Source organism: Methylomonas sp. MS20, assembly GCF_050275925.1.
Taxonomy (GTDB): Bacteria; Pseudomonadota; Gammaproteobacteria; order Methylococcales; family Methylomonadaceae; genus Methylomonas; species Methylomonas koyamae_A.
Window position 1 is genome coordinate 1864314 of the sequence record NZ_CP189962.1, and the last position, 23071, is coordinate 1887384.

The 23071-nt window shown below is 55.8% G+C and carries 17 protein-coding genes and 1 riboswitch; of the genes, 11 read left to right on the plus strand and 6 right to left on the minus strand.

What is annotated here, in order from left to right:
• Nucleotides 1-331 precede the first annotated feature (331 nt).
• The 6 genes from ACQE3D_RS08080 to ACQE3D_RS08105 form a co-directional block, all read right to left on the minus strand.
• Nucleotides 332-856: a hypothetical protein gene (locus tag ACQE3D_RS08080; protein ID WP_139306306.1), complete on the minus strand. Its 525-nt coding sequence runs from the start codon at nucleotides 854-856 to the stop codon at nucleotides 332-334.
• Nucleotides 857-940: 84 nt separating this feature from the next.
• Nucleotides 941-1396 (minus strand): SMI1/KNR4 family protein, encoded by a 456-nt coding sequence (locus tag ACQE3D_RS08085; protein WP_071159879.1) that lies wholly within the window; start codon nucleotides 1394-1396, stop codon nucleotides 941-943.
• Nucleotides 1397-1495: 99 nt separating this feature from the next.
• On the minus strand, nucleotides 1496-1960 hold the full coding sequence (locus ACQE3D_RS08090) for a WapI family immunity protein (protein ID WP_427551556.1): 465 nt from the start codon (nucleotides 1958-1960) through the stop codon (nucleotides 1496-1498).
• A gap of 111 nt (nucleotides 1961-2071) precedes the next feature.
• Nucleotides 2072-2389 (minus strand): hypothetical protein, encoded by a 318-nt coding sequence (locus ACQE3D_RS08095; RefSeq protein WP_427551558.1) that lies wholly within the window; start codon nucleotides 2387-2389, stop codon nucleotides 2072-2074.
• A gap of 81 nt (nucleotides 2390-2470) precedes the next feature.
• The gene (locus tag ACQE3D_RS08100; protein WP_071158573.1) at nucleotides 2471-2980 is read right to left on the minus strand and encodes a hypothetical protein; all 510 of its coding nucleotides are present in this window, start codon (nucleotides 2978-2980) and stop codon (nucleotides 2471-2473) included.
• A 1249-nt stretch (nucleotides 2981-4229) separates the two neighbouring features.
• Nucleotides 4230-10661 carry a PAS domain S-box protein gene (locus ACQE3D_RS08105; RefSeq protein WP_427551559.1) on the minus strand — a complete coding sequence of 2144 codons (6432 nt, stop codon included), beginning with the start codon at nucleotides 10659-10661 and terminating at the stop codon, nucleotides 4230-4232.
• A gap of 712 nt (nucleotides 10662-11373) precedes the next feature.
• On the opposite strand from ACQE3D_RS08105, the gene ACQE3D_RS08110 reads away from it, so the two are divergent.
• The 11 genes from ACQE3D_RS08110 to ACQE3D_RS08160 all read left to right on the plus strand — a co-directional run bounded on the left by ACQE3D_RS08110 (nucleotide 11374) and on the right by ACQE3D_RS08160 (nucleotide 22955).
• A complete protein-coding gene (locus tag ACQE3D_RS08110) occupies nucleotides 11374-12759 on the plus strand; it encodes an MFS transporter (protein WP_427551560.1) in 1386 nt (461 codons plus the stop codon).
• A 31-nt stretch (nucleotides 12760-12790) separates the two neighbouring features.
• Nucleotides 12791-13261 carry a single-stranded DNA-binding protein gene (gene ssb / locus ACQE3D_RS08115; RefSeq protein WP_064030875.1) on the plus strand — a complete coding sequence of 157 codons (471 nt, stop codon included), beginning with the start codon at nucleotides 12791-12793 and terminating at the stop codon, nucleotides 13259-13261.
• A gap of 24 nt (nucleotides 13262-13285) precedes the next feature.
• Nucleotides 13286-14455 carry an MlaE family ABC transporter permease gene (locus ACQE3D_RS08120; protein ID WP_313728391.1) on the plus strand — a complete coding sequence of 390 codons (1170 nt, stop codon included), beginning with the start codon at nucleotides 13286-13288 and terminating at the stop codon, nucleotides 14453-14455.
• A gap of 2 nt (nucleotides 14456-14457) precedes the next feature.
• Nucleotides 14458-15249, plus strand: coding sequence for an ABC transporter ATP-binding protein (locus tag ACQE3D_RS08125; RefSeq protein WP_427551561.1), 792 nt, complete (start codon nucleotides 14458-14460; stop codon nucleotides 15247-15249).
• Entirely contained in the window at nucleotides 15246-16238 is a 993-nt protein-coding gene (locus ACQE3D_RS08130) for an MlaD family protein (RefSeq protein ID WP_427551563.1), read from the plus strand. The genes ACQE3D_RS08125 and ACQE3D_RS08130 overlap by 4 nt, the downstream gene beginning before the upstream one ends.
• A 520-nt stretch (nucleotides 16239-16758) precedes the next feature.
• A riboswitch (cyclic di-GMP riboswitch) is annotated at nucleotides 16759-16835 on the plus strand.
• 102 nt (nucleotides 16836-16937) lie between these two features.
• A complete protein-coding gene (locus ACQE3D_RS08135; RefSeq protein ID WP_168028885.1) occupies nucleotides 16938-17756 on the plus strand; it encodes a PEP-CTERM sorting domain-containing protein in 819 nt (272 codons plus the stop codon).
• Nucleotides 17757-17864: 108 nt separating this feature from the next.
• On the plus strand, nucleotides 17865-18629 hold the full coding sequence (locus ACQE3D_RS08140; protein WP_064030892.1) for a VPLPA-CTERM sorting domain-containing protein: 765 nt from the start codon (nucleotides 17865-17867) through the stop codon (nucleotides 18627-18629).
• Nucleotides 18626-20281, plus strand: coding sequence for a hypothetical protein (locus ACQE3D_RS08145; protein ID WP_427551564.1), 1656 nt, complete (start codon nucleotides 18626-18628; stop codon nucleotides 20279-20281). Before ACQE3D_RS08140 ends, ACQE3D_RS08145 begins: the two co-directional genes overlap by 4 nt.
• A 35-nt stretch (nucleotides 20282-20316) precedes the next feature.
• Nucleotides 20317-20901 carry a cohesin domain-containing protein gene (locus tag ACQE3D_RS08150; RefSeq protein WP_427551565.1) on the plus strand — a complete coding sequence of 195 codons (585 nt, stop codon included), beginning with the start codon at nucleotides 20317-20319 and terminating at the stop codon, nucleotides 20899-20901.
• A gap of 197 nt (nucleotides 20902-21098) precedes the next feature.
• The gene (locus ACQE3D_RS08155; protein WP_427551566.1) at nucleotides 21099-21557 is read left to right on the plus strand and encodes a YncE family protein; all 459 of its coding nucleotides are present in this window, start codon (nucleotides 21099-21101) and stop codon (nucleotides 21555-21557) included.
• Between the two features lie 42 nt (nucleotides 21558-21599).
• A complete protein-coding gene (locus ACQE3D_RS08160; protein ID WP_071156645.1) occupies nucleotides 21600-22955 on the plus strand; it encodes an IS1182 family transposase in 1356 nt (451 codons plus the stop codon).
• Nucleotides 22956-23071 lie beyond the last annotated feature (116 nt).

A 23071-nucleotide genomic window follows, 5' to 3' on the forward strand; every position in this document is an offset into this window, starting at 1 on the left:
CGGCCGCGACGAGTGCAGGGCCAAAACGGAGCCAGTACTCGACGGGTGCGAAAAGTAGTGGCATGAACCAAAGAGCGTCTTTTGCGGTCTTCGGATTGTCGATAGCAATATATACGCCAAAGAAGAAGGACCCTGCGACGTTGAACAGCAAGATGGTCAATAGGAGGCTGGTTGTGGCTCGGTACGCGGATGGGCTTCTGTTTCGCTTTTCGCGGATGATCGATTGACCGATCGCGGCAATCGTGGCGAAAACCGGGAACGCAAGCGCGACTGCAGCCCTCATACGCGGCCTAACGTGAAGCTAACCGATTGGCCCTCACGGCGCAACAACTCACTTCGTGACTTTCAGTCGCGCTGTAACAGAAAGGACTCGGCCAGAAACTTTGTCTTTGACGGTCGCTGTGACCTTGTAGTCGCCAACAGGATCAGTCTTGTCGAAGCCTACAGTCATACTGGCTTGGCCGAGCTGTAAGAGGCGTTGCTGCATGGGCTTTCCAGACCAAACTGGGCCACCACCCGCCGTCATTTTGCTTCCATCTGGCCCTTCGAGGATGAAATCAGATACCACGTCGCAAACGCCACCGACATTCGGCGCACAGCCATGAAAGATGAGGAGTGCGGAGACCGTTTCGCCTAGACGTACCGTGTTGGTAGTAGTCAGTTTCGGCGGGGGCGTGGATGAGTTCCATGTTTGGCGAAACTGACCTTCGTTCGCAGTAAGAACGATTTGAATGCCGAAGTCTCCAGCACTGCGCATGTTGTCAGAATCAGGAATGGGCTTTCCGCTCGGATCAATCCATCCGCTTTGAGCGGCAAGCGGAAGAAGCGCGACGAGTAAGGCTAGACACCATTTCATAAAAGAGGCTCCAATAGTGAGGGCCAACGACAAGCTCACCCGACGAAAACCGCATCGCGGTTTTTGGTCGGGTGAAGCGACGGGTTATGCGCATTCTTCATGCAGCCCATCAATAAATTCTGAAAGTGCATTGGACAACTTTGTCATATTCTCTTCCCAAGGCTCACCGTCATAATTTGCCATCTCATGATCCCAATAGTAAACAGCGCCATAGTCTTCGTCTTTTAGACTCAAGCAATAGACATTGCCACCAAGGCTTTCGCCGAAGGGAAGATAGTGGCCCGGAATTAAGTCTCGATAGTTCTCCGTACTCAGTATTAGGTCTGACACATACGAACGGAACTCTTCACCATAGAAGAAAGCAACAGAATCAAAGTATTCGCCCTCGAAGCAAACGGTGTCCGGTTTTGGTTTACCTCCATTGGACTTTAGCAGAAACATCTTTAGTTCCGACGGCAACTTAATGCCAATTCGTTCTTCTATACGCTCAATATCCGATTCACTGAGCGGAACTGCGGATTCGATGATTTCAGTTTCCATAGCTCTTTCGCGCATAACGTTTAAGGTAACGGGTGGCCAAACAGGCGGCGAAGCCGGCTGTTTGGGCGTCCCTGTTGACCGCATTGTTGGGCGTTTTGCTCATCTATTTAGCGCCTCGGGTTCTCTCAGCGGCAGCTTGGCAAGGATCGCTTGGCACCCCGCAACAATGGGCGGAAGGTACGATTGGTCAATGTTGTCTGTGTAGCTGTGGGTTTCAGTCATGTGATCTGGGGTAATAGATATCTTTACTCGTATGTGCCCACCTGTTTGCGCCAAGAGTTCTATTCCGAGATACGGTTCCATGCACTGCAGCGCGGCTTGGCCTTGGAGTGTTTTATAAAGACTCTCCGTTTCCCGAAGAAGACCAGCAATTTCTCCCAAATGAACAATGGAGCCATGTGTACGTACAGAAGAATTTGGATACAAGCAATAGGCCGTGACTCTTAGCCAATTGCCATCCCAGTAGTCCTCGGATTGAGGAAACTCGCGGCCATGTACCCATAGATGAAGGCCCGCAATTTTGAGATCGGGTTCGCCTAGTGCTTCAAGTTCCCGTGAGTTCATGCTCGTGATGCCCAACGTAGAGCTAACCGGCGCTGCGCGGCTTTATCGCGCAGCGTCCAGCGACTGAAAGGAGCGAGGTTGAGCGCCATGTTATGCGTGGTTTCATTGGCATTACTCATAAACAGATGAAATCCCATGCTCTTGAAGATGACGTTCCATCACTTCGAAATACTCAGAGACCAGACCATAGTAAGGGCGCCATTCCTCAGATGCCGGGCTTTGAAGCATGTGTACCCTGCCACGCTGAATGAAAAGGGGAATGGGTTCGGTGTTGTGCCCCAAATAACAGCCAATGATGTTATTTACGTAACAGACGAGCGTATAAACAGTGGTGTTTCTTCTAAACCCGTGCTGCGGCACATTTTCCTGTGCATTCAGGCGCCGATGCCAATTGTCCAACGCGCTCGAAACGAACAGATTACCGGCCATGGGAGTAACACGCATAACGTAAAAGTGAGGGGCGCGACGCCGATAGGCGGAGCGTCCCACTCGACTGCCGGGTTGGGCGGCTTATCGCTCGAAGAACCACTGCATGAACTCCTCGGCGACTTCCGGCGACAACTCCTGAACTGCCTCAGCAACAGCGACTTGGCCTTTTGATGCTGCAATGGCAGAGAGAGCACAAGACAACAAGGTGTCATCCCATTCGCGAGCGGAGGCAGCCGCAACTAAAGCTGGCAACCGTGACAATGCCTCAAAGTACGAGGGAGCAATATCTTCTGGAACGGGTACGCCTTTTTTCTTGCGGCATATCTCTACCCATGCGGGAAACTGAAAATAGGTGAAGTCCGCTTTCATGGGGGAAGACGCAAGCGCCTGTACCACATGCGGGACTGCTGCGAATGATGCTGAGTAAACATCGCCTTGATGAGCGAGAGCGCTCCACAAAGTGAACCAAGGTTCTTTGTCATCCGAGGAGTCTGGAACATCAGCTAGTTGCTCTAGCAAAGCTGGAATGTCGGAGGCGTGCCCGTAGGCATGCTGTAGCTCAGACCAACGAGGACTTTCGAGACTAAGCAATGCGTTCTCCTTTTGACGCCCAACGAATAGAGTTAACCTGCCAAAACGGAGCGAAGCGGAGTTTTGGTCAGGTTTAACGACTGGTTAAATGCCTTGATGACATTTCCAAACAATAATTTTGATTCAAGCAAAGAAACACGAATGACGCTGAAAATCATGGCTTAACCTGGAGGGAAAAACCTTGTCTGGTTGAGCGCATGTTAACCTGCAAGGTTTTTCCTTCCAGGTAATAACATATTTTCATGATTTCTTCAGCCATTATTTGCTATTTCTTTACGATAAATTAATTGCTTTCCAAGCCTTTCGAGATTGGCCCCGCATTTAACGAATAGAGTTAACCTGCCAAAACGGAGCGAAGCGGAGTTTTGGTCAGGTTTAACGACTGGTTAAATGCCTTGATGACATTTCCAAACAATAATTTTGATTCAAGCAAAGAAACACGAATGACGCTGAAAATCATGGCTTAACCTGGAGGGAAAAACCTTGTCTGGTTGAACGCATGTTAACCTGCAAGGTTTTTCCCTCCAGGCGATAACATATTTTCATGATTTCTTCAGCCATTATTTGCTATTTCTTTACGATAAATTAATTGCTTTCCAAGCCTTTCGAGATTGGCCCCGCATTTAACTATTGATTATCAGGCAAATCTGCCCGTATAACCTGATATTCACCGCCTTTTCAGGCACTTTTGCCTGCGTATCCGTAAAAGTGGGCATGTTTGCCTCGATAACTTGATATTGGCGGCCAATTCAGGCAACCTTGCCTGCGTATTAAATTCGCCGCTGACTTTATCAGGTAGGTGTTTTGTGTCAAGCACCAAATTGCCAAGCTTATTGGACTGTGTGTCGCGTGATGCGGTTGAAACATTATTCCTTGCATACCGAACGTAGTTACTGCGATTGGATCAAGCAAGGCCGTAAAGTGCAATCGTAAGGCGTAATAGGCGTAGCCGTATTGCACCGTATGTCATTCGGCGCATGACGCTACCGCTAATGCGCCCTACGCGAGCTTCAACACCGCCAGGCATCCGGTCGCGAAGCGGTCGCCGGTTCCAATCCAAATTCGGCCATCGATTCCGATGCCTTTACGCCGGCAGTGAATGACGGCGTTTGGGAATGGCGAATTGACGCAAACGACCCTTAGCCGCCTGTTACGTTTCTCCTAACCCGCCAGTCAGCCGAATCCGGATTCCGCGAACTGTAAGTCCGTAAAGCGACCATTCGGAATCTAATAAACCAAGCACAACCGATTAATTAAAATGGTCATTGTGAGTTTTCCAGTCGCGCAATTCTTTCAGCATCTGCTCGATCATCTCGGCTAGCCGCCGAGCCAAACCAAAAGCCTCCTCCTTCTGTTTGCGAGCCATCGTCGTCAATTCAATTGCGACCTGCATGACGGCATTGGCCTGCAGGTTACCGGCTTCGCTCTTGAGTTCGTGGGCCAGAGATTCGATGGCGACATAATTTCCTTCCGCTGCCAGATAGCGCAATTGCGCCGAGGTGCTGGTATGGGCGTCGAGAAATAATTGAACGATACGCCCGACCAAATTGGGGTATTTGCTGAAGTTTGTATGTAAAGCCGACCAGTCAATCAAACTCGGCGGATCTTCAATGCCTCGTTCGAGGACTGACTCTGCTGCCTTCGGGCATGTCGAAGCGGAAGCGCCGTTAACCTGTGCCAGGATGGTTTCCACCAGTTGGTCGATGGCGATGGGTTTGGTCACGGTCGCCACCATCCCGGCAGCCAGGCAATTGTCGTGTTCTACCTTCATTGCGTGGGCCGTCTGACCGATTACCGGCAGGTCGGGACGGATAGTCTTGATTCGTCGTGTGGCTTCCAGTCCATCCATGACAGGCATCTGCACGTCCATCAGGACGGCATCGAACGGCCGGGTCGCCTGCGTAACCGCATCGACAGCCGCCTGCCCATGCTCGACGATTAGCAGTTCCGCGCCTTCGTCCAAGAGCATACCTTCGATGACGACTCGGTTGATTTCGGTATCCTCAGCCACCAGCAGCCGCAAACCGGTCAATCGCCGGGTTCCCGTTATTGCCAGAGGGCTAACGGTCATGGGGAGTTCGGTTTCAGGCAGCGTTAGCCGCAAGGTAAAGGTGCTACCTATCCCAGGCGTACTCCCCACGGTCAACGAGCCGCCCATCAATTCTGCCAGACGGCGACTGATGACCAGGCCGAGGCCGGTTCCGCCGAATTTGCGGGTCGTGCTGCTGTCCGCCTGTTCGAAGGGCTGGAACAAGCGGGCGATCGTTTCCGGCGGAATGCCGATGCCGGTATCGCGAATCGCAAATACCCAGTCACCGCTATCCCGCCAAGCTGAGAGGCTGATTTCACCTTGCTCGGTGAATTTGACGGCGTTGGACAGCAAGTTGAGGAGAATTTGAGAAATGCGTATCGGATCGCCCAGGCAGCGAACGGGCAGATCAATCTTCTCTACCGATAGCTTGAGGCCTTTGCTGGAAGCCACGGTAGTAAAGGACTGGATAGCTTCTGCCACGACTTCGGCCGGGTCGAAGGGCACGGTTTCGATATCGAGTTTACCGGCCTCGATCTTGGAAAAGTCGAGGATGTCGTTGATGACGGTCAGCAGCAGTTTGCCCGAGTCGAGGATGCGTCCAAAGGTTTCTTGCACTTTGGGACGGCCGGCATTATCGCGGTAGCCGATCTGGGCCAGGCCCAGCACACCGTTCAACGGCGTCCTGATCTCGTGGCTCATATTGGCGAGAAATTCGGATTTGGCTAGAGCGGTTTGTTCGGCGGACTCTTTGGCCTGGTTCAGGGCTTCCTGCAAGGCCAGACGTTTACGAATGTCGAAGAAATAACCATATAAGTACTGCCGGCCGTCTCCCTGAAGAAGATTGATAGAGACCTCCACCGGTATCAGTTCGCCGGTGGCAACGCGATGGCGGGTCTGGATCGTTAAATGCTCCGCGGTTTTGATCTCGCTGAGGACTTCTTGGAGTTTTTCCGAACTAACATCCGGATCCCAATCCGGGACTCGCATCGTCAGAAGTTGCTGTTTGGGAAATCCATAATGTTTACAGGCAGCCTTGTTGGCAAAGATCAGGCGAAAACCATCGTCGGCATCCACCACATAAAAGGGGTCGGCACTATCCTCCACCATTGAATTGAGCAGTTGCAGATTTTCGTTGGCGCTTTTCAAAGCCTGCTGCTGTTGCTGCAGCGCCAATTCGAGTTGTTTCCGTTGACTAATGTCACGCCACGCCACCATCAAGGCCTTGCGACCCGAATAATCGATAGGCGAAACCGTTACCTCGGCCCAGAAGTCTTCGCCATCAAAGCGACGGTGTACCCATTCAAACCGGTTGTATTCTTGCTCGAGCGTCTTTTTGATTTTTTCGGGAACCGATTCCTGTGAGGTACGGCCATCAGGCTGTTGCGGCGGTGACACTTGATCCGGTGTCAGGCCGATAATCTCGGCTCTTGTGCCTCTCAGCATCTTCTCGGCGGCTTTATTACAGTCCGCGATCTTGCCGCCGTCGAGTTCCATGATGAGGTAGGCGTCGGGTGAGTCTGTAAATAAAATGCGCAGTTGGTGCTCGCTTGCCGCCAATTTTGATTCAGCGTTCTTGCGCGTGGTGATGTCCATCGCCACGCCTTGCAGGCCGATGGCGGCTCCACTGTCGTCTTTTACCAACTCGCCACAGGCAAATACCCACCCTCTACTGCCATCCGCGCGTTGAGTTTGCAGCTCAAGTTCGTAGGCTTCGCCGGTCTCGCGGGTCCGATGCAATGCTTCGTTCAACCGCTCCCAGCTGTCCGAGGTAAAGATGGCTGCCTGTCTGGAATAGTCGGGCGCTTCGGCCGATGGCTCTATCTCGAACATCCGGTAAAGTTCCGGCGACCAGGCTACCTTGTCGGTCGCCAGGTCCAGCGTCCAGCTCCCAATCTTACCGATGCGTTGGGCTTCATTCAGTGCTCGGGTACGCCGCTCGACTTGTTCCTCCAAACGTTGATTGAGACTGGCCAGCGCTGCCTCGCTGGTCCGTAGAATGTCTTCAGCTTGCTTTTGGCTTTCGATGTCGGTACTGGAGCCGAACCATTTGATGATTTCCCCGGCATCATTCCTGACAGCCTGCGCGAGGGATTTGAACCAGCGATATTCGCCGTCATGCCGCCGGATGCGGTACTCGATCTCGAACGGTAGGCCTTGAGCTGCAGTCGCCATCCAACCATCGATAGTCCGCTGGCGGTCATCCGGGTGGATCTGATCGAGCCAGCCATAGGTCAGTTGTTCGGCCTGGCTCAGGCCGGTATAGGCTACCCATTGCGGGCTCAAGTAATCGCACGTGCCGTCGGGTGTGCAGGTCCAGACCAGCTGCGGCAGGGACTCGGTTACTTGCCGGTAGCGGCTCTCGCTCTCGCGTAGTTCATTTTCCGCCCGCTTACGGTCGGTGATGTCGAGGGCGATGCGGCAGATGTATTCGGCCCGGCCCGCGTCGTCGAGGATCGGGAAGATGTGGGATAAGTAGATGCGCGGCACACCGTCCACCGGTACGCTTTCCTCTATGGAGTGGCGGGCCATGCTCTCCAGAACCAGCTGGTCGTGGGCCTGGAGGACCCGGGCGGTCGCCTCCGGGTATAAGTCAAAATCGGTCTTGCCGATGATCTGCGCCTCACTCAGATGGTGAATGCGTTGCAGGTTGGGGTTGGCCAGGGCGTAGCGGCCATCCGGGTGTTTGAGCGATAGGACCGAAGGCGAGTATCTAACGATAGAGTCCAGCCGGTGTTCCCGTTCGCGCAGGGCTGCCTCGGCTTGTTTGAGGTTCTCGATGTCGGTATTGGAACCAAACCATTTAACGATGTCGCCGGCATCGTTCCTGACCGGCTGGGCGACGGTTTTGAACCAGCGATACTGACCGTCATGCCGGCGGATACGGAACTCGATCTCGAACGGCAGACCGTGTGCGGCGGTTGCCAGCCAATGGTCCATGGCTAGTTGACGATCATCGGGATGGAGCTGATTTAGCCAGCCATAGCCCAGTTGTTCGGCCTCGCTCGTGCCGGTATAGGTCAGCCACTGCGGGCTTAGATAATCGCAGGGACCATCCGGCCTGCAGGTCCAGACCAGTTGCGGTAAGGATTCGGTCACCTGACGGTAGCGGCCTTCGCTCTCGCGCAGCCGCGCTTCCGATTGGCGTATCTCTTCGTTGGCCTGTCGAACGGAGGTAATGTCGGGCAGAGTAAGAACGACGCCGACAATCCGGCCATCGAGGTTTCTGTAGGGCAGGACCTTGCGCAAATACCAACGCCCCGCGGTACTGCGAACTTCCACTTCGGGCGCAATGCCCCCTTGCATGATCAGCAGGCAATCCCGCGCCAGTTCCGGATCATCGAAGTGGCGGACGATGTCGTCGAGGTGGCGGCCCAAGTCGCCCGGAATCACACGCATCAGTTGCGCGCAGGCGGGAGTGAAACGGCGGATACGCAATGCCTTGTCGAGCAGCAACGTGGGCGTATCGCTGTTATTCAAGAGGTTGCCGAGATCGGCATTAACGGTCTCGAGTTCGGAGACTTTGCCATCCAGCAGCGCATTGGTCGTCGACAACTCCTCATTTAGGGATTGCAGCTCTTCCTTGGAACTTTCCAGTTCTTCATTGGCCGACTGCAGTTCCTCGTTCATCGCCATCACTTCTTCGTTGGCGGTCTTGAGTTCTTCGCTGGAATGCCAAGATTGTTCGATGGTGCGGTGCAAATCCTCACGCACCGTATTCAATTCCCGGTCCAACTGTTGGGTAATCCAGGTTTCGCCGGCGCTGCCGGTTTGAACCACGGTACTTTGTTCGGTTCTTTCCTGCGGGCTCAACACAATCAGCAGGACCTCGTCAGCTTCCGTCTGCTCCAGTGGTGTAACCTCGATTCGTATCAGGGCATCCCCCTCGGCGGGATCGATAGTGACCGCGACCTTGTCGTGTTGCTCTCTGGCTCGACCGATCGCGGAACGCAGTATCGTGACCAAAGATGGGCGTACCAGCTTGAATATCTCGAGGGAAGGCTCACCGACCGGCACGCCGAGATAAGAGGCGGTGTTCCCGGACGTGAAGAGGACTTCATTGTTACCATTGATCAGCAATTGGACTGTGCCGAACCGGTCCAACAGGCTGCGGTAATATTGGGTATCTCCCCACGGGTTAGCTCCACTCCTGGCTTCCCGCAGGGAAGGGAAGCCGCGGCGCGGAGAGGCGGCGCCGGCAATCGGCAGCTGGGGCGCCTTGCGAGTATCGCTCTCGGATACAAGGTTGCGATAGATACGCCAAGGCTTTGATACTGAGCGGAAATAAGCGGGCTGATGGCCGATGCTTTCCGAACTGCCCAGAAAAAGGTAGCCTTCCGGATTCAGCACGAAATGGAACAGCGCCAAGAGCTTCTTTTGGACCTCGGCATTCAGGTAGATCAGGACGTTGCGGCAAATGACCAAGTCGAGTTTGGAGAACGGCGGGTCGGCAATCAAGTTGTGCGAGGCGAAGACGATGGATTCGCGCACGCCTTTCTTGATCCGATAACCGTCCTTGCTGCTGTCGAAGAATTGCTCGATCCGGGCCGGGCTTAGGCCGCTCAGGCCGTCTTGGGGGAAACTGCCGTTGCGGGCTGCCGCGAGGGCCGTTTCGTCGATGTCGGTCGCAAATATCTGGATCAGCGGCGGCTGTGCATGGGCGGCAAACCACTCAAAGAAAAGTATCGCAATTGAATAGGCTTCTTCGCCAGTGGAACAGCCGGCCACCCATACGCGGACCGGATCATTCGACGTTTTGGCTTGGCAGATGGCGGGAACCACCACCTCCTCAAGGATGCGGAAGGCCTCCGGATCGCGAAAAAACTCCGTGACACCGATCAGCAGATCTTGGGCCAACCGATCAATTTCCTCGGCTTGCCGGTCTAGCAAGGTGAGATAGGAGGAAACATCTTGGATTCGCACCGAAGCCATGCGCCGGGCAATGCGGCGCCGGATAGTGGCGGGTTTGTAGCCACTCATGTCGTTGCCCCAGCGATCACGGACCTTGCTGAGAATACGGTGAATAATATCCTCTTCCGGCTCTGGTTTGGGATCGGCAACGACCGGCGGAGTACTTGGCTTGCTAGCCCATGCCTGCAAGACGGTCGCGATGTCGACTACGGGCATGATCTGGTCGGCTATCCCCGACAGAATGGCACTGGTCGGCATGCCGTTAAAGTCAGCATCCACCGGGTCTTGGACGAGGACAATTCCACCCGCTTGTTTGATCGCCGCCCCTCCTTTGGTACCATCGACGCCGGTACCGGATAACACGACGAGCGCCAAATCCATGCTGTTCTGCTCAACAACCGCTTGACAGAATTCGTCGATCGGATGGAATCGTTCATCGGGCGATGCGGGCGAGGTCAAGTGTAGTATGCCATCGCTGAAACTGAGCGACATGCCGGCAGCCGCGACATGAATTCGGCCCGCTTCAAGTTGCATGCCTTCCTTGATCTCTATTGCCGGAAGATGTGTCCAGACGGACAGGAGCGAGGCCAACATGCTCTTGTGATCCGGGCTACGATGCTGAATCAGCACAAAAGCAACCTCGGTCTCCGCGCCGACATCTCGGAATAGTTCTTTGATAGCCCTCAATGACCCCGCTGAACCGCCGATGATAGCGAGTTTTGGTCCTTTAACGGTGCTCACAAAAGACTCCAAATCATACTCACTAAAGTTTCTGGGTTATAGAACGTTGGTTCCAGTATAGGCTAATTGCTTTATGCGCCACTACGACCGAGAGAGGGGGCATCTTGTCGAGTTTAAGGGGAGTCATTAATTCTACTTTGTCAGATTCTCGGTAGTGCTCGTCATTTCGGCGGGGATTGCCGAAATCCAGACCCCACGGACGGATCCAAGCTTGCCATCCATGGCACTGGATACTCGCATCCCGGCGGGCATGACGGCGTTGCTTCAATCTGACAAAGTAGAATTAATCGTGACTGGAATATGCATGCCATCGCTGTCGCATTGGAAGGTGGCGACCGGGAAGCGTCTTTAGTCGTCGGCGCCAGTGGTGATTTTGTCATTGGAGTTCCCGACCGAATTGGATTGAAACCGGCGGTGGTTTTCAATCGGAATGGGTGGCTGGTTTGGGGTGTTATATGTCGCTCTCTCACCAACGGCCCGCAACACGCGCCAACGGCTCTTTCTGGGATCAAGGATGACCAATGGACCGCCGAGTCGGTGATAGTCGAATATGCGGCAATGCCGGCCCATAATCGGATCTTGCTGTTCCGGCCCGGCGGCGGCCGGCTGATCGCGCCGGATTTGGGCCGCGAGCACCGTCCTTGCATTCCTGAGCGCCGCGTAACCTGATACCATAAGCGGCTTTAGGACACCGCGCGAAGAGGAGTTGGGTTTGACACAGGTTCAGGATATTACCAGTCCGATGACGGCCATGGAGAAACGGGCGACCGTCTCGCTGGCCAGTATCTACGCGCTGAGGATGCTGGGTTTGTTCATGCTGCTGCCGGTGCTGTCGTTGTTCACCGAGCAAATGCCCGGTTCGACTCCGAAATTGGTCGGTTTGACGATGGGCATTTACGGCTTGAGCCAGGCGATCCTGCAAATCCCGTTCGGACTATTGTCCGATCGTTTCAGCCGCAAGACCATCATTGTCGTCGGATTGTTGCTGTTCGTGGCCGGCAGCGTGGTGGCCGCGCTGGCGACCGATATTTACGGCGTCTTGATCGGCCGGGCCTTGCAGGGCTGCGGCGCGGTGTCGGCGGCGGTGATGGCCTTGCTGGCCGATTTGACTCAAGAGGTGCACCGCACCAAGGCGATGGCGACGATAGGCGCCAGCATCGGTATTTCGTTCGGCGTGGCGATCACGGCCGGGCCGATCATTGCCGACCATTGGGGCATCGCCGGCATCTTTTGGATGATCGCGCTGTTGGCGGCGCTGGCGATTCTAGTGGTGCTGTTCGTCGTTCCCAACCCGGAAAAAATCACCACTCACCGCGACGCCGAATACATTCCGTCCGAGCTGAGTTCGGTGATTACCAACCCGGATTTGCTGCGCCTGAATTACGGCATCTTTGCGTTGCATTTGATTTTGATGGCCAGTTTCGTGGTCGTGCCCTTGCTAATGCGCGATGCCGGCCTGGAAGGCGGCAAACATTGGCTGGTGTATTTGCCGGTGTTGGTCACGTCGATGGCCGGCATCATTCCGTTTGTCATCATCGCCGAGAAAAAACGCAAAATGAAGGGCGTGTTTCTGGCGGCTATTTCGACGTTATTGGTGGCGAATCTGGGCTTCGTGCTGCTGCACGGCGAGTTGATTGGCTTGATTGCTTGTTTGTGGATCTTTTTCTGCGGATTCAACTTACTGGAAGCTACGTTGCCGTCGCTGATTTCCAAAACCGCGCCCGGCGATTTGAAGGGCACCGCGATGGGGATTTATTCCAGCGCCCAGTTCATCGGCGCCTTTTTAGGCGGCGCGGCCGGCGGCTGGTTGTACGGCGAATTCGGCCCGGCCTCGGTGTTTTTGTTTTCGGCCGCTATCGCCGCCAGTTGGATATTGATCGCCTGGTTTATGGCGCCGCCGCGTTATTGGGCGAATCTGCTGCTGCCACTGAAAAACGTGTCGCCAGAGCAGAGTGGTGAATTTTCCAAACAACTGCTGACTATCGCCGGCGTCGAGGAAGTTCGCCTGCATTTCGAGGAACAAGCCGCCTATCTGAAAGTCGATAGCCAGCGCCTGAACAAGGACGATTTGAACCAATTTTTACAGCAATGGCGTTGAGCCGCTGCTTAGTTTTTTTACGGAGAAAACCATGCTGAATAAAGTCATGCTGATCGGAAATCTCGGGGCCGACCCGGAGGTGCGTTATATGCCGAGCGGCGATGCCATTACCACGATACGATTAGCCACCACCCGCCGCTGGAAGGATCGCAATTCCGGCGACCGCAAGGAAGAGACCGAATGGCATCGGGTCGTGTTCTTCTCCGGCCTGGCAAAAACCGCCGGCGAGTATTTGAAAAAAGGCAGCCAGGTTTATGTCGAGGGCCGGATTCGTACCCAGAAATGGCAGGGGCAGGACGGCCAGGATCGTTACACCACCGAAATCGTCGCCGAATCGATGAACATGCTCGGCAGCCGCAGCGGCGGAACCGCTAATTATTCCGATAACAATACGCCGCCGCCGAGCAGTTACGATCAGCGTCCTTCAGCGCCGTCTTCGTCGTCCGGTCCGCAATCGGCGCCGGCGTCTTACGACGATTTCGACGACGATATCCCGTTTTAATCGGTTAAGGCATCCCTCGTCTCGGTGACAACCGCACCCGCTATTCCGCCGGTCAACGCCGCTGGTTCACGGCCGCCCTCGATCGCCGCGAACGTAACGTCGGCGGGCTTGGAAGTCGCCTTCGTCGGCGATTGGCTGTTGCAGTCCGATTCGGCCGACATCGAGCCGATCTTGGCGCGGGTCAAGGCGTTAGAAGCCGGCCAGCGATTGTGTTTCGCGACGGCCGAGCTGGGCCGCTGGGACAGCCTGCTGGTGACCGAGTTGATCAAAATTATCGACTGCGCGACCGGAAAACGGTTGGCGGTCGATAAAGCTACGCTGCCGGCACCGTTGCAAGGTTTGTTGGCGCTGGTTTACGCGGTGCCGGAACGCCTGGACGCCCAACGCGTTACCCGGAAAATGCGCTGGAGCGAGGCGCTGAGCGCCGAAACCGCCGCCGCGGTCCGGCATGCCAAGGAGATGCTGATCTTCGTCGGCGACATGACGCTTAGCACCTTGGCCGCCGTGCGTGGTCAGGCGCATTTCCGCCGTCAGGATTTGTGGTTGTATATCCAGGAATGCGGCCCGTCGGCCCTGCCCATCGTCACGTTGATCAGTCTGTTGGTCGGTTTGATTCTGGCCTTCGTCGGCGCGGTGCAGTTGTCGCTGTTCGGCGCGCAAATCTACATTGCCAATCTGGTCAGTCTGGGCATGACCCGCGAAATGGGCGGGCTGATGACCGCGATTATCATGTCCGGCCGCACCGGCGCCGCCTATGCGGCGCAGATCGGCACGATGCACGTCAATAGCGAAATCGACGCATTGAAAACGATGAATCTGGACCCGATGGCTTTTCTGGTACTACCCAGAATGCTGGCCTTGATTATCATCATGCCTTTGCTCTGCTTGTATGCCGATTTGATGGGTATCGTCGGCGGCGGCTTGGTCACCGTGAATTTTTTCGACGTGTCTTTGACCGAATATCTTGACCGCACCGCCAGCGCGGTCAAGATGAAGGACTTTATCATCGGTTTCGTCAAATGTTCGGTGTTCGGAATTTTGATTGCCTTGTCCGGCTGCATGCGCGGCATGCAATGCGGCCGAAGCGCGTCGGCGGTCGGCGATGCCGGAACCTCGGCGGTGGTGACCGCGATCGTATTCATCGTGGTCGCCGACTCGGTGATGACGATAATCTGTAATCGCCTGGGAATTTAGCGATGGCCGATGCCTGCATCACGATCAAGGATTTGACGATGACCTACGGCGATTTCGTGATTCAGCACGATCTGAATTTCACGATCAATCGCGGCGACGTGTTTGTCGTGATGGGCGGCAACGGCTGCGGCAAGACCACGCTATTGCGGCACATGATAGGCCTGAAGGCGCCGGCCGCCGGCGACGTATTCTACGGCGATCAAGCCTTGTGGGCCGCCGATCCGGCCGGTCGCCAGCGCATTCTGCAGCGCACCGGCGTGTTGTTTCAAAGCGGTGCCTTGCTCAGCTCGATGACGCTGGCCGAAAACGTGGCGCTGCCGATTACCGAGGCAACCAGTCTGCCGGCCCGGAAGGTCCGCGACATCGTGTCGTACAAACTGGCGTTGGTGGGTTTGGCCGGTTTCGAGGATTATTATCCGTCCGAGTTGAGCGGGGGCATGCAAAAACGCGCCGGTTTGGCGCGGGCGATGGCGCTGGACCCGGAAATCTTGTTTTTCGACGAGCCGTCGGCCGGCCTGGACCCGATCACCGCCAAATTGCTCGACGACCTGATCCTCAGTTTGAGCCAGGCCTTGTCGGCCACCGTAGTCGTGGTCACCCACGATCTGGACAGTATTTTCCTGATCGGCAACAATTCGGTGTTTCTCGATGCCGAAACCCATACGATGATTGCCGGCGGCCCACCCAAACAATTGTTGGCGGAATCCAAAGACCCTAATATCGTGCGTTTCCTGACGCGCGGTGACGCCTCGGTATCCCGGCAAGCCGGTGGCCGCACTCGGAGTAGCCTGTGAGCAAGCAAGCCAATCCATTGGCGATCGGTTTGTTTTTGACCGGTGCGCTGACTTTGTTGACGATGGGCGTGATGATTTTCGGCGGCGGCGATTATTTTAAGGACAAAAATCGCTTCGTGATCTTCTTCGACTCGGCCTTGAACGGCTTGAACGTCGGCGCGCCGGTTAAGCTGCAGGGCGTGCAGATCGGCAACGTTAGCGAGATTTCGTTGGTGATGGAAACCGACACCGACCGAATCTACAAACCGGTGGTCATTGAAATCGACCCAGCCTTGCTGCGCAACACCTCGGGCGAGGAAAGCCACGGCCACACCAAGAAACAGCAACAGGAAGCGGCGCAACGCATGATAGAAGCCGGCTTGAAGGCGCGATTGGAAACCCAGAGCTTGCTGACCGGCTTGCTGTATGTCGATTTGAATTTCTACAGCGACAAGCCGATCAATCTGGTCAAACTGGATTATAAAAATTTGCCGGAACTGCCCAGCGTGCCGACTACGGTCGACGAAATCCGCAACACCGCCGACGAAATCATCAACCGGGCCAAGCAATTGCCGGTCGAGGAAACCCTGAAAAATCTGTCCGATACCTTGACCGAAATCCGCAATCTGTTGCAGTCGGATAACACCAAGCAATCGATGACCGCCTTGGCGAAGTCCTTACAGGAAACCCAAAAGTTGATGGCGACGCTGAACCGGCAAACGGAACCCTTGCTGAGCAACGCCAACGGCGCGCTAACCGACACCCGCGCCACGCTGCGGGATTTCAACCGGGAATTGCTGCCGGTGTTGCGCGCCGCCGAACAAAGCCTGGCCGCCGCGACCCAGGTTCTGCAGGAATCGCGGCACGCGCTGAATGCGGTCGAGACGCTGGCCGACGCCGATGCGCCGTTGAACCAGGCCTTGCTGGAAGTGCGCAACGCCTCGCGTTCGCTCAAAGACTTGGCCGAGGGGCTGGAACGCCAGCCGCAAGCCTTGATTTACGGCAAATAACTTTCCCACTCTTTGCGGCACCTTCGTTTCGCCGGTCCCGCTGAAACGATGTTTTCCGGCGTCAGTCCGGTTTTAGGCATCAATTAATCTTAAATTTAATAAATTATGTTATACGCCGCGAAGTGCATTGGGCATTTGCGGTAGGAATATTAATTTTAATTTTGTTTCAATAACTTAGCTTATCTATAGTTGAGATTAATTGAGTGAAATCACTCAGCAAAAATAGGCGAATGGCTTTGTCCGTTTGCTTTTCATGCGCCCCGTCGACCGCAGTCGACGATGTTCAGATTCTCTGTGTACCCCGGTTTTAGCAGTGATGACTCGGTTCTGGACTCCAATAGCGCCACCGACAGCCGGTCACCGTTTCCCGGTTTTAGCGAGGTATGGCTGGCACACTAACTGCTTGAGTCTGTTCGCCGCACCGGAAATTACTTTCGGAATCAGCATCTGGACAGCGTGCCGGCAAGAGCGGATCAGGAGAGGCCGCGAGAGTCGAGCCGAGTTTAAGGTGCGGTATCGACGGTAAATTTGCCACATCCGCCGCAAGACGGAGCCGGAAAGCCTTGGGTCTTGGTTCAAGACAGCCGGGTTGCCTCTCGAACGAGAGTAAGCGTCGGTTCGAAGCGTTCGAATCGGCTACCGAAAATCTATCTTTCAAGCCTATAGGAATTAAATATGCAATTTCATGGATCAAAAAAAATGACCTTAGGAAAAACCTGGTTTGCCGCGGCGGCGCTTGCGGCGACCAATCTAGCCAACGCCGGTACCTTGAACGGCGGTGTGTTCAATATCGCATTCAACGACCCAAACGACTTATTGGCCGGCTTGAACTTGGGAGAAGGTTCGATTACCTCCTACTACGTCGCCAATTTTTTCGATAAGGCGGTGGCCGACACCTTGACCGCGAACGATATGGTCGCGACTCCGACGAATACCTATCCGGCGCCGAACATATTAAGTTACGACGTGAATCCAAGCAGTTTGGCGGGCACCGGGATACCGACCGGTTATATCGGCGGCAGCGGGCGCAGTAATCAAGCGACGACGTTGACTTGGGCGTCCGATCAAGACCATCTGCTGAACGCCTCCAGCTTGACCGCGAGCGGTCAGGTCGGTTTGGATGGCGTGTATATGACGCGCGGTAGCTTTACCGGCACGCTGCTGTCCGGCGACTACAAATTCTCTTATATCGCCGCGCGAAACAACGGCACCAACACCGGTTGGACCTTAACCAACAACGTCAGTTTTGCTTCCAATACCTTCGACACCCGTAATATCAGTATTACCACCGACGGCGATAGCCTGGCCTTTACCGGTGAGCTCTGGTGGTCGCCCAACACATCGGCCTTTTTATTCGGTGGCGACGGTTCCAATTCCGCCGGCATGGCCGGCACCTTCAGTCTGATTTCGCCGGTTCCCGCCGCCGTTCCATTGCCGGCCGCCGCGTGGTTGTTCGGTAGCGGTCTGTTCGGCGTGCTGGCGTCGCGGCGTCGCAAGTCGGCACCGCTCGCCGCGTAACCGGCAACCTTGACCGGGCGCAATATCCGGACGACTAAGTCGTGCGGGTATTTTGCGCATCGGCTCTCAACGGAAATGACTTCCTCTGGCAAATTTATGCATATTCAAATGATAGGGTCGCGCGCGCTCGTTGCCGCGGCACTGCTGGCCTCGTTATCGCCGCCTGTTTCCGCCGCCACGGTTTCCGGCGGTACCATGGTGGTGAATCTCGATCGAGACGCGCTCGCCGACGCAATCGCGATTGACGCGACCGCCGCACCTTCGATGTACTTGGAGGAATTTTTCGACGCCCCGGCCGCGAATAGCCGCACCGCCACGCAAATTCTCGAAGATCATATCGTGCCGGGCGTCGCCGAAATTCCGGCTAAGAACCTGACGTTTTCAGTGAACGGCACGCATGTCGCCAATCTGACCGGGCGCCACGCAAAACCGACCACGATCGAATTCGATCCGGCCAATTTTGCCTCGACCGTTACCGGCGTGATTGGTTTATCCGGCGTGTTTCGGTTCCGGGTCGATACAGGATCAGAATTCAATCGCATTTTATCCGGCGACTACGCGCTGGAATACGACGCCGCCAATATGGATGGCGCATCCGGCCGTTCCGCATGGTCCTTGTACAATCATGTGTCGTTTCGCTCCCAATCCTATAATTTGTTCAATGTCGTGCTGGATATTCACGACGGTTCGCTGGATTTGAGCGGCGAACTGGGTTTGGGCGAAGGCTATGACCATTTGTTCGGCACCCGCGATGCTATCGTCGGAAATTTCAGTTTGCATACTTCGGTGGTACCGGTTCCGGCCTCGATTTGGCTATTTGTTTCAGGTTTGGGCGGTTTGGCGCGCATTGGCATGCGGAGGCGCCAACTATGACGCGCGTTTCCGCGATGGCGTGGTTAAGTAGCGCGGCGTGGATCGCGGCGGCCGGCTCGAATGCGGTCGCGGCGAACGCGCCACACCGATTCGGTGCCTACGCCAGCATACAAATCAACGTCGATTCGGACGGCAATAATATTGTCGGCGACGCGGCTAACGAGCCCGCGCTGGCGATCAATCCACTCGATCCCACCAACCTTGTCGCGGCTTGGCGGCAATTCGACTCGGTGGCGTCGTCGTTTCGTCAAGCCGGTTGGGCCTACTCGGCCGATGGCGGGGCGAGTTGGCATTTTAGCGGCGCTATCACCCCGGGCGAGGGACGCAGCAATCCGACCTTGGATGTCGACGCGTTCGGCCATTTTTATTTCCAAAGTCTGCATTTCGATCCGACCTACACCTTTGTTCAAGACATTCAGGTGATTAAATCGCTGGACGGTGGCCGCGGTTGGGAGGCGCCGGTCCACGCTCATGGCGAAGGCGGCGATAAGGCACAGCTAGCGGTCGATCGTAGCGGCGGCCCCGGAGACGGGCACGTCTATCTGAACTGGCGCGACTGCCTAGACGGCAAATGTTTTAGCCGTTCGCTGGACCGCGCCGCCAGTTTCGAAGCGCCGATCGAACTGCCGGAGAATCCGACCTTCGGCACGATGCGGGTTGGTGGCGACGGTACCTTATATATGGCCGGGCGTTTGGAATACCCGTACTTCGACGAAGAAAACATGGATCGCAACCTGCACAAGCATATTTTCGTCAAATCGACGAATGCCGGCGATGCGAACCAAAAGCCGACGTTCGAAGTACGCGAGATCGATATGGGCGGCTTGGCGCCGCTGTTTTTGTTCAGACAAAACCCGAATCAATACGGGCCGGTCGGCGACGTGCAAATGGCGGTTAACTCCGCAATCGGCGCCCGGCAAGGCGAATTGTACGTGCTCGCCACCGTCGATCCGGCAGGACCGGACAACTTGGACGTTAACTTTATCCGCAGCAGCGACGGCGGCGAAACCTGGTCGGCACCGATTCGGGTCAACGACGATACGCCAGCGGCGAATCATTGGAACTGGTTCGGAATGATGGGAGTTGCGCCGAACGGCCGTATCGACGCGGTTTGGTACGACACTCGCGACAGCAATAGCTACCGGGTTTCGCAACTCTATTACAGCTACTCGTGGGACGGCGGCTCGACCTGGTCCAAGAATCAAGCCGTCAGCCAGAGTTTCGATACGACGATCGCCTCGCCGCACGGTTCGCTGAAAATCGGCGATGCCACCACGCTGGTTTCCCGTGCCGACGGCGCTAGCGTCGCCTACACCGCAACCTACAACGGCGAACAGGATGTTTACTACCTGAAGGTATTTCCGGACTGCAACGCCAACGGCTGGTCCGACGTCGCCGACGTCGCCGAGCGCCGCGTCGGCGATACCAATACCAATCACATTCCGGACGTTTGCGAGACGATCACGGTGGCGGGCGATCTGGACGGCGATCGCGATGTCGATCAAGCCGACGTCAATTTCGTCATCGCTAAACGCAATCGCCGCGTGGTGGACGCCGATCCGGCCGACATTGATCGCAACGGCGCCGTCAACGTATTGGATGCTCGCAAATTGGCGTTATCTTGCACTCGGCCGCGTTGCGCGCTCGAGTAAACTTTTTTTTCAACTTACTTCAAGGAGACCATTCGATGACACATGGGTTTAGACAGATTTTAGCCGGAGCGATGTTGTTGTCGGCCGCCGCCGCCGCGAACGCCGCGATCGAGCTTTCACTATTGCCAGTCTCGCAAAGCGCGGCCGAACTTAGCGTCGGCGTCGCGATATCCGGATTGAGCGACGGCGCGGCGCCAGCCTTGGGCGCTTACGATTTCGACGTCTTGTTCGATACGGCACACCTCGCCTATGTATCGGCCGATTTCGGCGATGCGGGGTTAGGCGATCAATTGGATGCGTTCGCTCTAGGAGTCAATCCGCAATCGGCGGCTTTAGCCGAAGCTGGAAAATTGAATGTGTTTGAATTATCGCTCGACGATCCGGCCGACTTGAACGCTTGGCAAGCTGACAATTTCACGTTGGCGGTTTTGCATTTCAACATTCTGCAAGCAGGTGATACGACGCTTAGTTTGGCGGTCAACGCGTTGGGCGACGCGGACGGCGACGCCTTAGCCGCTAGTACGACGCCGCTAACGGTCACCGCGGTACCTGTACCGCCGGCCTTCGTGCTGATGGCGGCTGGCCTGGGTTTGTTGTTTAAACCGCGCCGTTCGGCTTAACGAAGGCTCTGGCGCTAAGGTCAATAGCGGTTCCGAGCGCGCGGGTGAGCCCTTGCGCTCGGAAGCCGAGCCGTTTCACAAGCCGCATTGGCCGCGAACGGTTCAAATCGGAGGCTGTCGCGGCCTATTCCCCTGCGGTGATTCGGCGCTCCATGACGGAGCGCCAATTTCATGCAAGCTAACAGGAGGTAAACAAAATGTTTAGACGAATTAACTACGCCCTAGCGTACTGTCTTATTTCGATAGGCGCGTTAGGCTTACCGACCACGGTCTCGGCGGGGAGTAAAAGCAATTTCACGTTGTTCGAAAGCGGACAGGTACGACCGTTGGCATTATCGGCAGACCGAGGCCGGTTGTTTGCCTTGAATACGCCGGATAATCGCCTGGAAATTTTTAAAGTAGGCGATCAGCGACTGACGCCCGTCGGGTCGGTACCGGTGGGTTTGGAGCCCGTCGCATTGGCAGTTAGAAACGATAAGGAAGTCTGGGTGGTTAACCATTTGTCGGATAGCATCAGTATCGTCAGCCTGGATGACAACGGCGGCGGTCGTGTCACTCGAACCCTACAGGTGGGCGACGAGCCGCGTGACATTGTATTTGCTAGGAGCCTGTCGGACTTAAAAGCCAATAGTCCATTCGGTAACTTGGTTAGATAAAATAGGTGGTATAGAAAGAACCAGCAACCGGGAGAGCCCTTGATGAGTCGATTCATTCCTGTCAACCGCCATCAAGTCTATCTATTACCCCCCTCGGTGGACGAATGGTTGCCGGAGGATCACTTGGCGCGTTTTGTCGTCGAAGTCATCGAGCAGTTGGATTTAAGCCGGTTGACGAGCCGCTATCAAGGTCGGGGTTCGGCGGCGCACCATCCGGCGATATTATTGGCACTGCTGGTCTATGGGTACGCCACCGGCGTGTTTTCCAGCCGGAAGATCGAACGAGCCACCTACGATTCGGTGGCGTTTCGTTTCTTGTCTGGTGATACCCATCCCGATCACGATACCCTGGCTCACTTCCGCAAGACGTTCCTGGTCGAGTTGGAAGACCTGTTCGTCCAAGTGCTGAGTCTGGCGCAAGCGATGAAGTTGGTGAAGCTGGGGCAAATCGCGTTGGACGGCACCAAGCTCAAAGCGAATGCCTCCAAGCACAAGGCCTTGTCCCACAGCCATATCGAAAAGCTCGAAGCACAGCTACGAGACGAAGTTCAGGCCTTACTGCAAAAGGCCGACGAAACCGACGCGGTGGACGACCGGGACGGCCTTGATCTGCCGGACGAATTGGCGCGGCGGGAAGACCGGCTGAAAGCCTTGCGTGAAGCGAAAGCCAAGATCGCCGAGCGGGCCAAACCGCGCGACGCGCAAGCCGAACAGGCATACGAGGACAAGGTGTCCCGCCGGGAAGCCCAGCGGCAAGCTGGCCAAAAGCCGCGAGGCCCGGAACCCAAGGCGCCGGTAGCCGGCCCCAAGCCCGACGATCAAATCAACCTGACCGACGAGGAATCGCGCATCCTGCCGAGTCACGAAGGCTTTGTGCAAGGCTACAACAGTCAGGCCGCCGTCGATGTCGATACGATGCTGATCGTGGCCACCACGGTCACGCAGCAGACCAACGACAAACAACAAGTTGAGCCGATGCTGGCCGAACTGAAAAAACTGCCCGACGCCTTGGGCCAAGCCGAAGCCCTACTGGCGGACACCGGCTACTTCAGTGCCGCCAACGTCCAGGCTTGCGAACGAAACCGGATCGAACCTTTAATCGCCATGGGCCGTGACAGTCATCATCGGCCGTTGGCGGAACGTTTAGCCCCGGATGCGCCGGAACCGACTGGCGACGATCCGCTGGAAAAGATGGCTTGGTACTTGAAAACCCGCGAAGGCAAAGCCCGTTATGCCAAGCGCAAATGCACGGTGGAACCCGTGTTCGGGATCATCAAACAGGTACTCGGCTTTCGCCAATTCTCCTTACGCGGTCTGGATGCGGTCACCGGTGAGTGGAAACTGGTGGCCATGGCCTTCAACTTGAAACGGATGCATATCTTGGCGAGGGTCGTCTAATGGTCGAAACGATTGGCCAGCAAAAGGCTCGATTGGCGTTATCGGAATCCAACGCCAAAACGCTCGCCTAACCAGTGGCAAATCCTTCCTTCGACCGCCGTCTTCGCTGAGCTGGA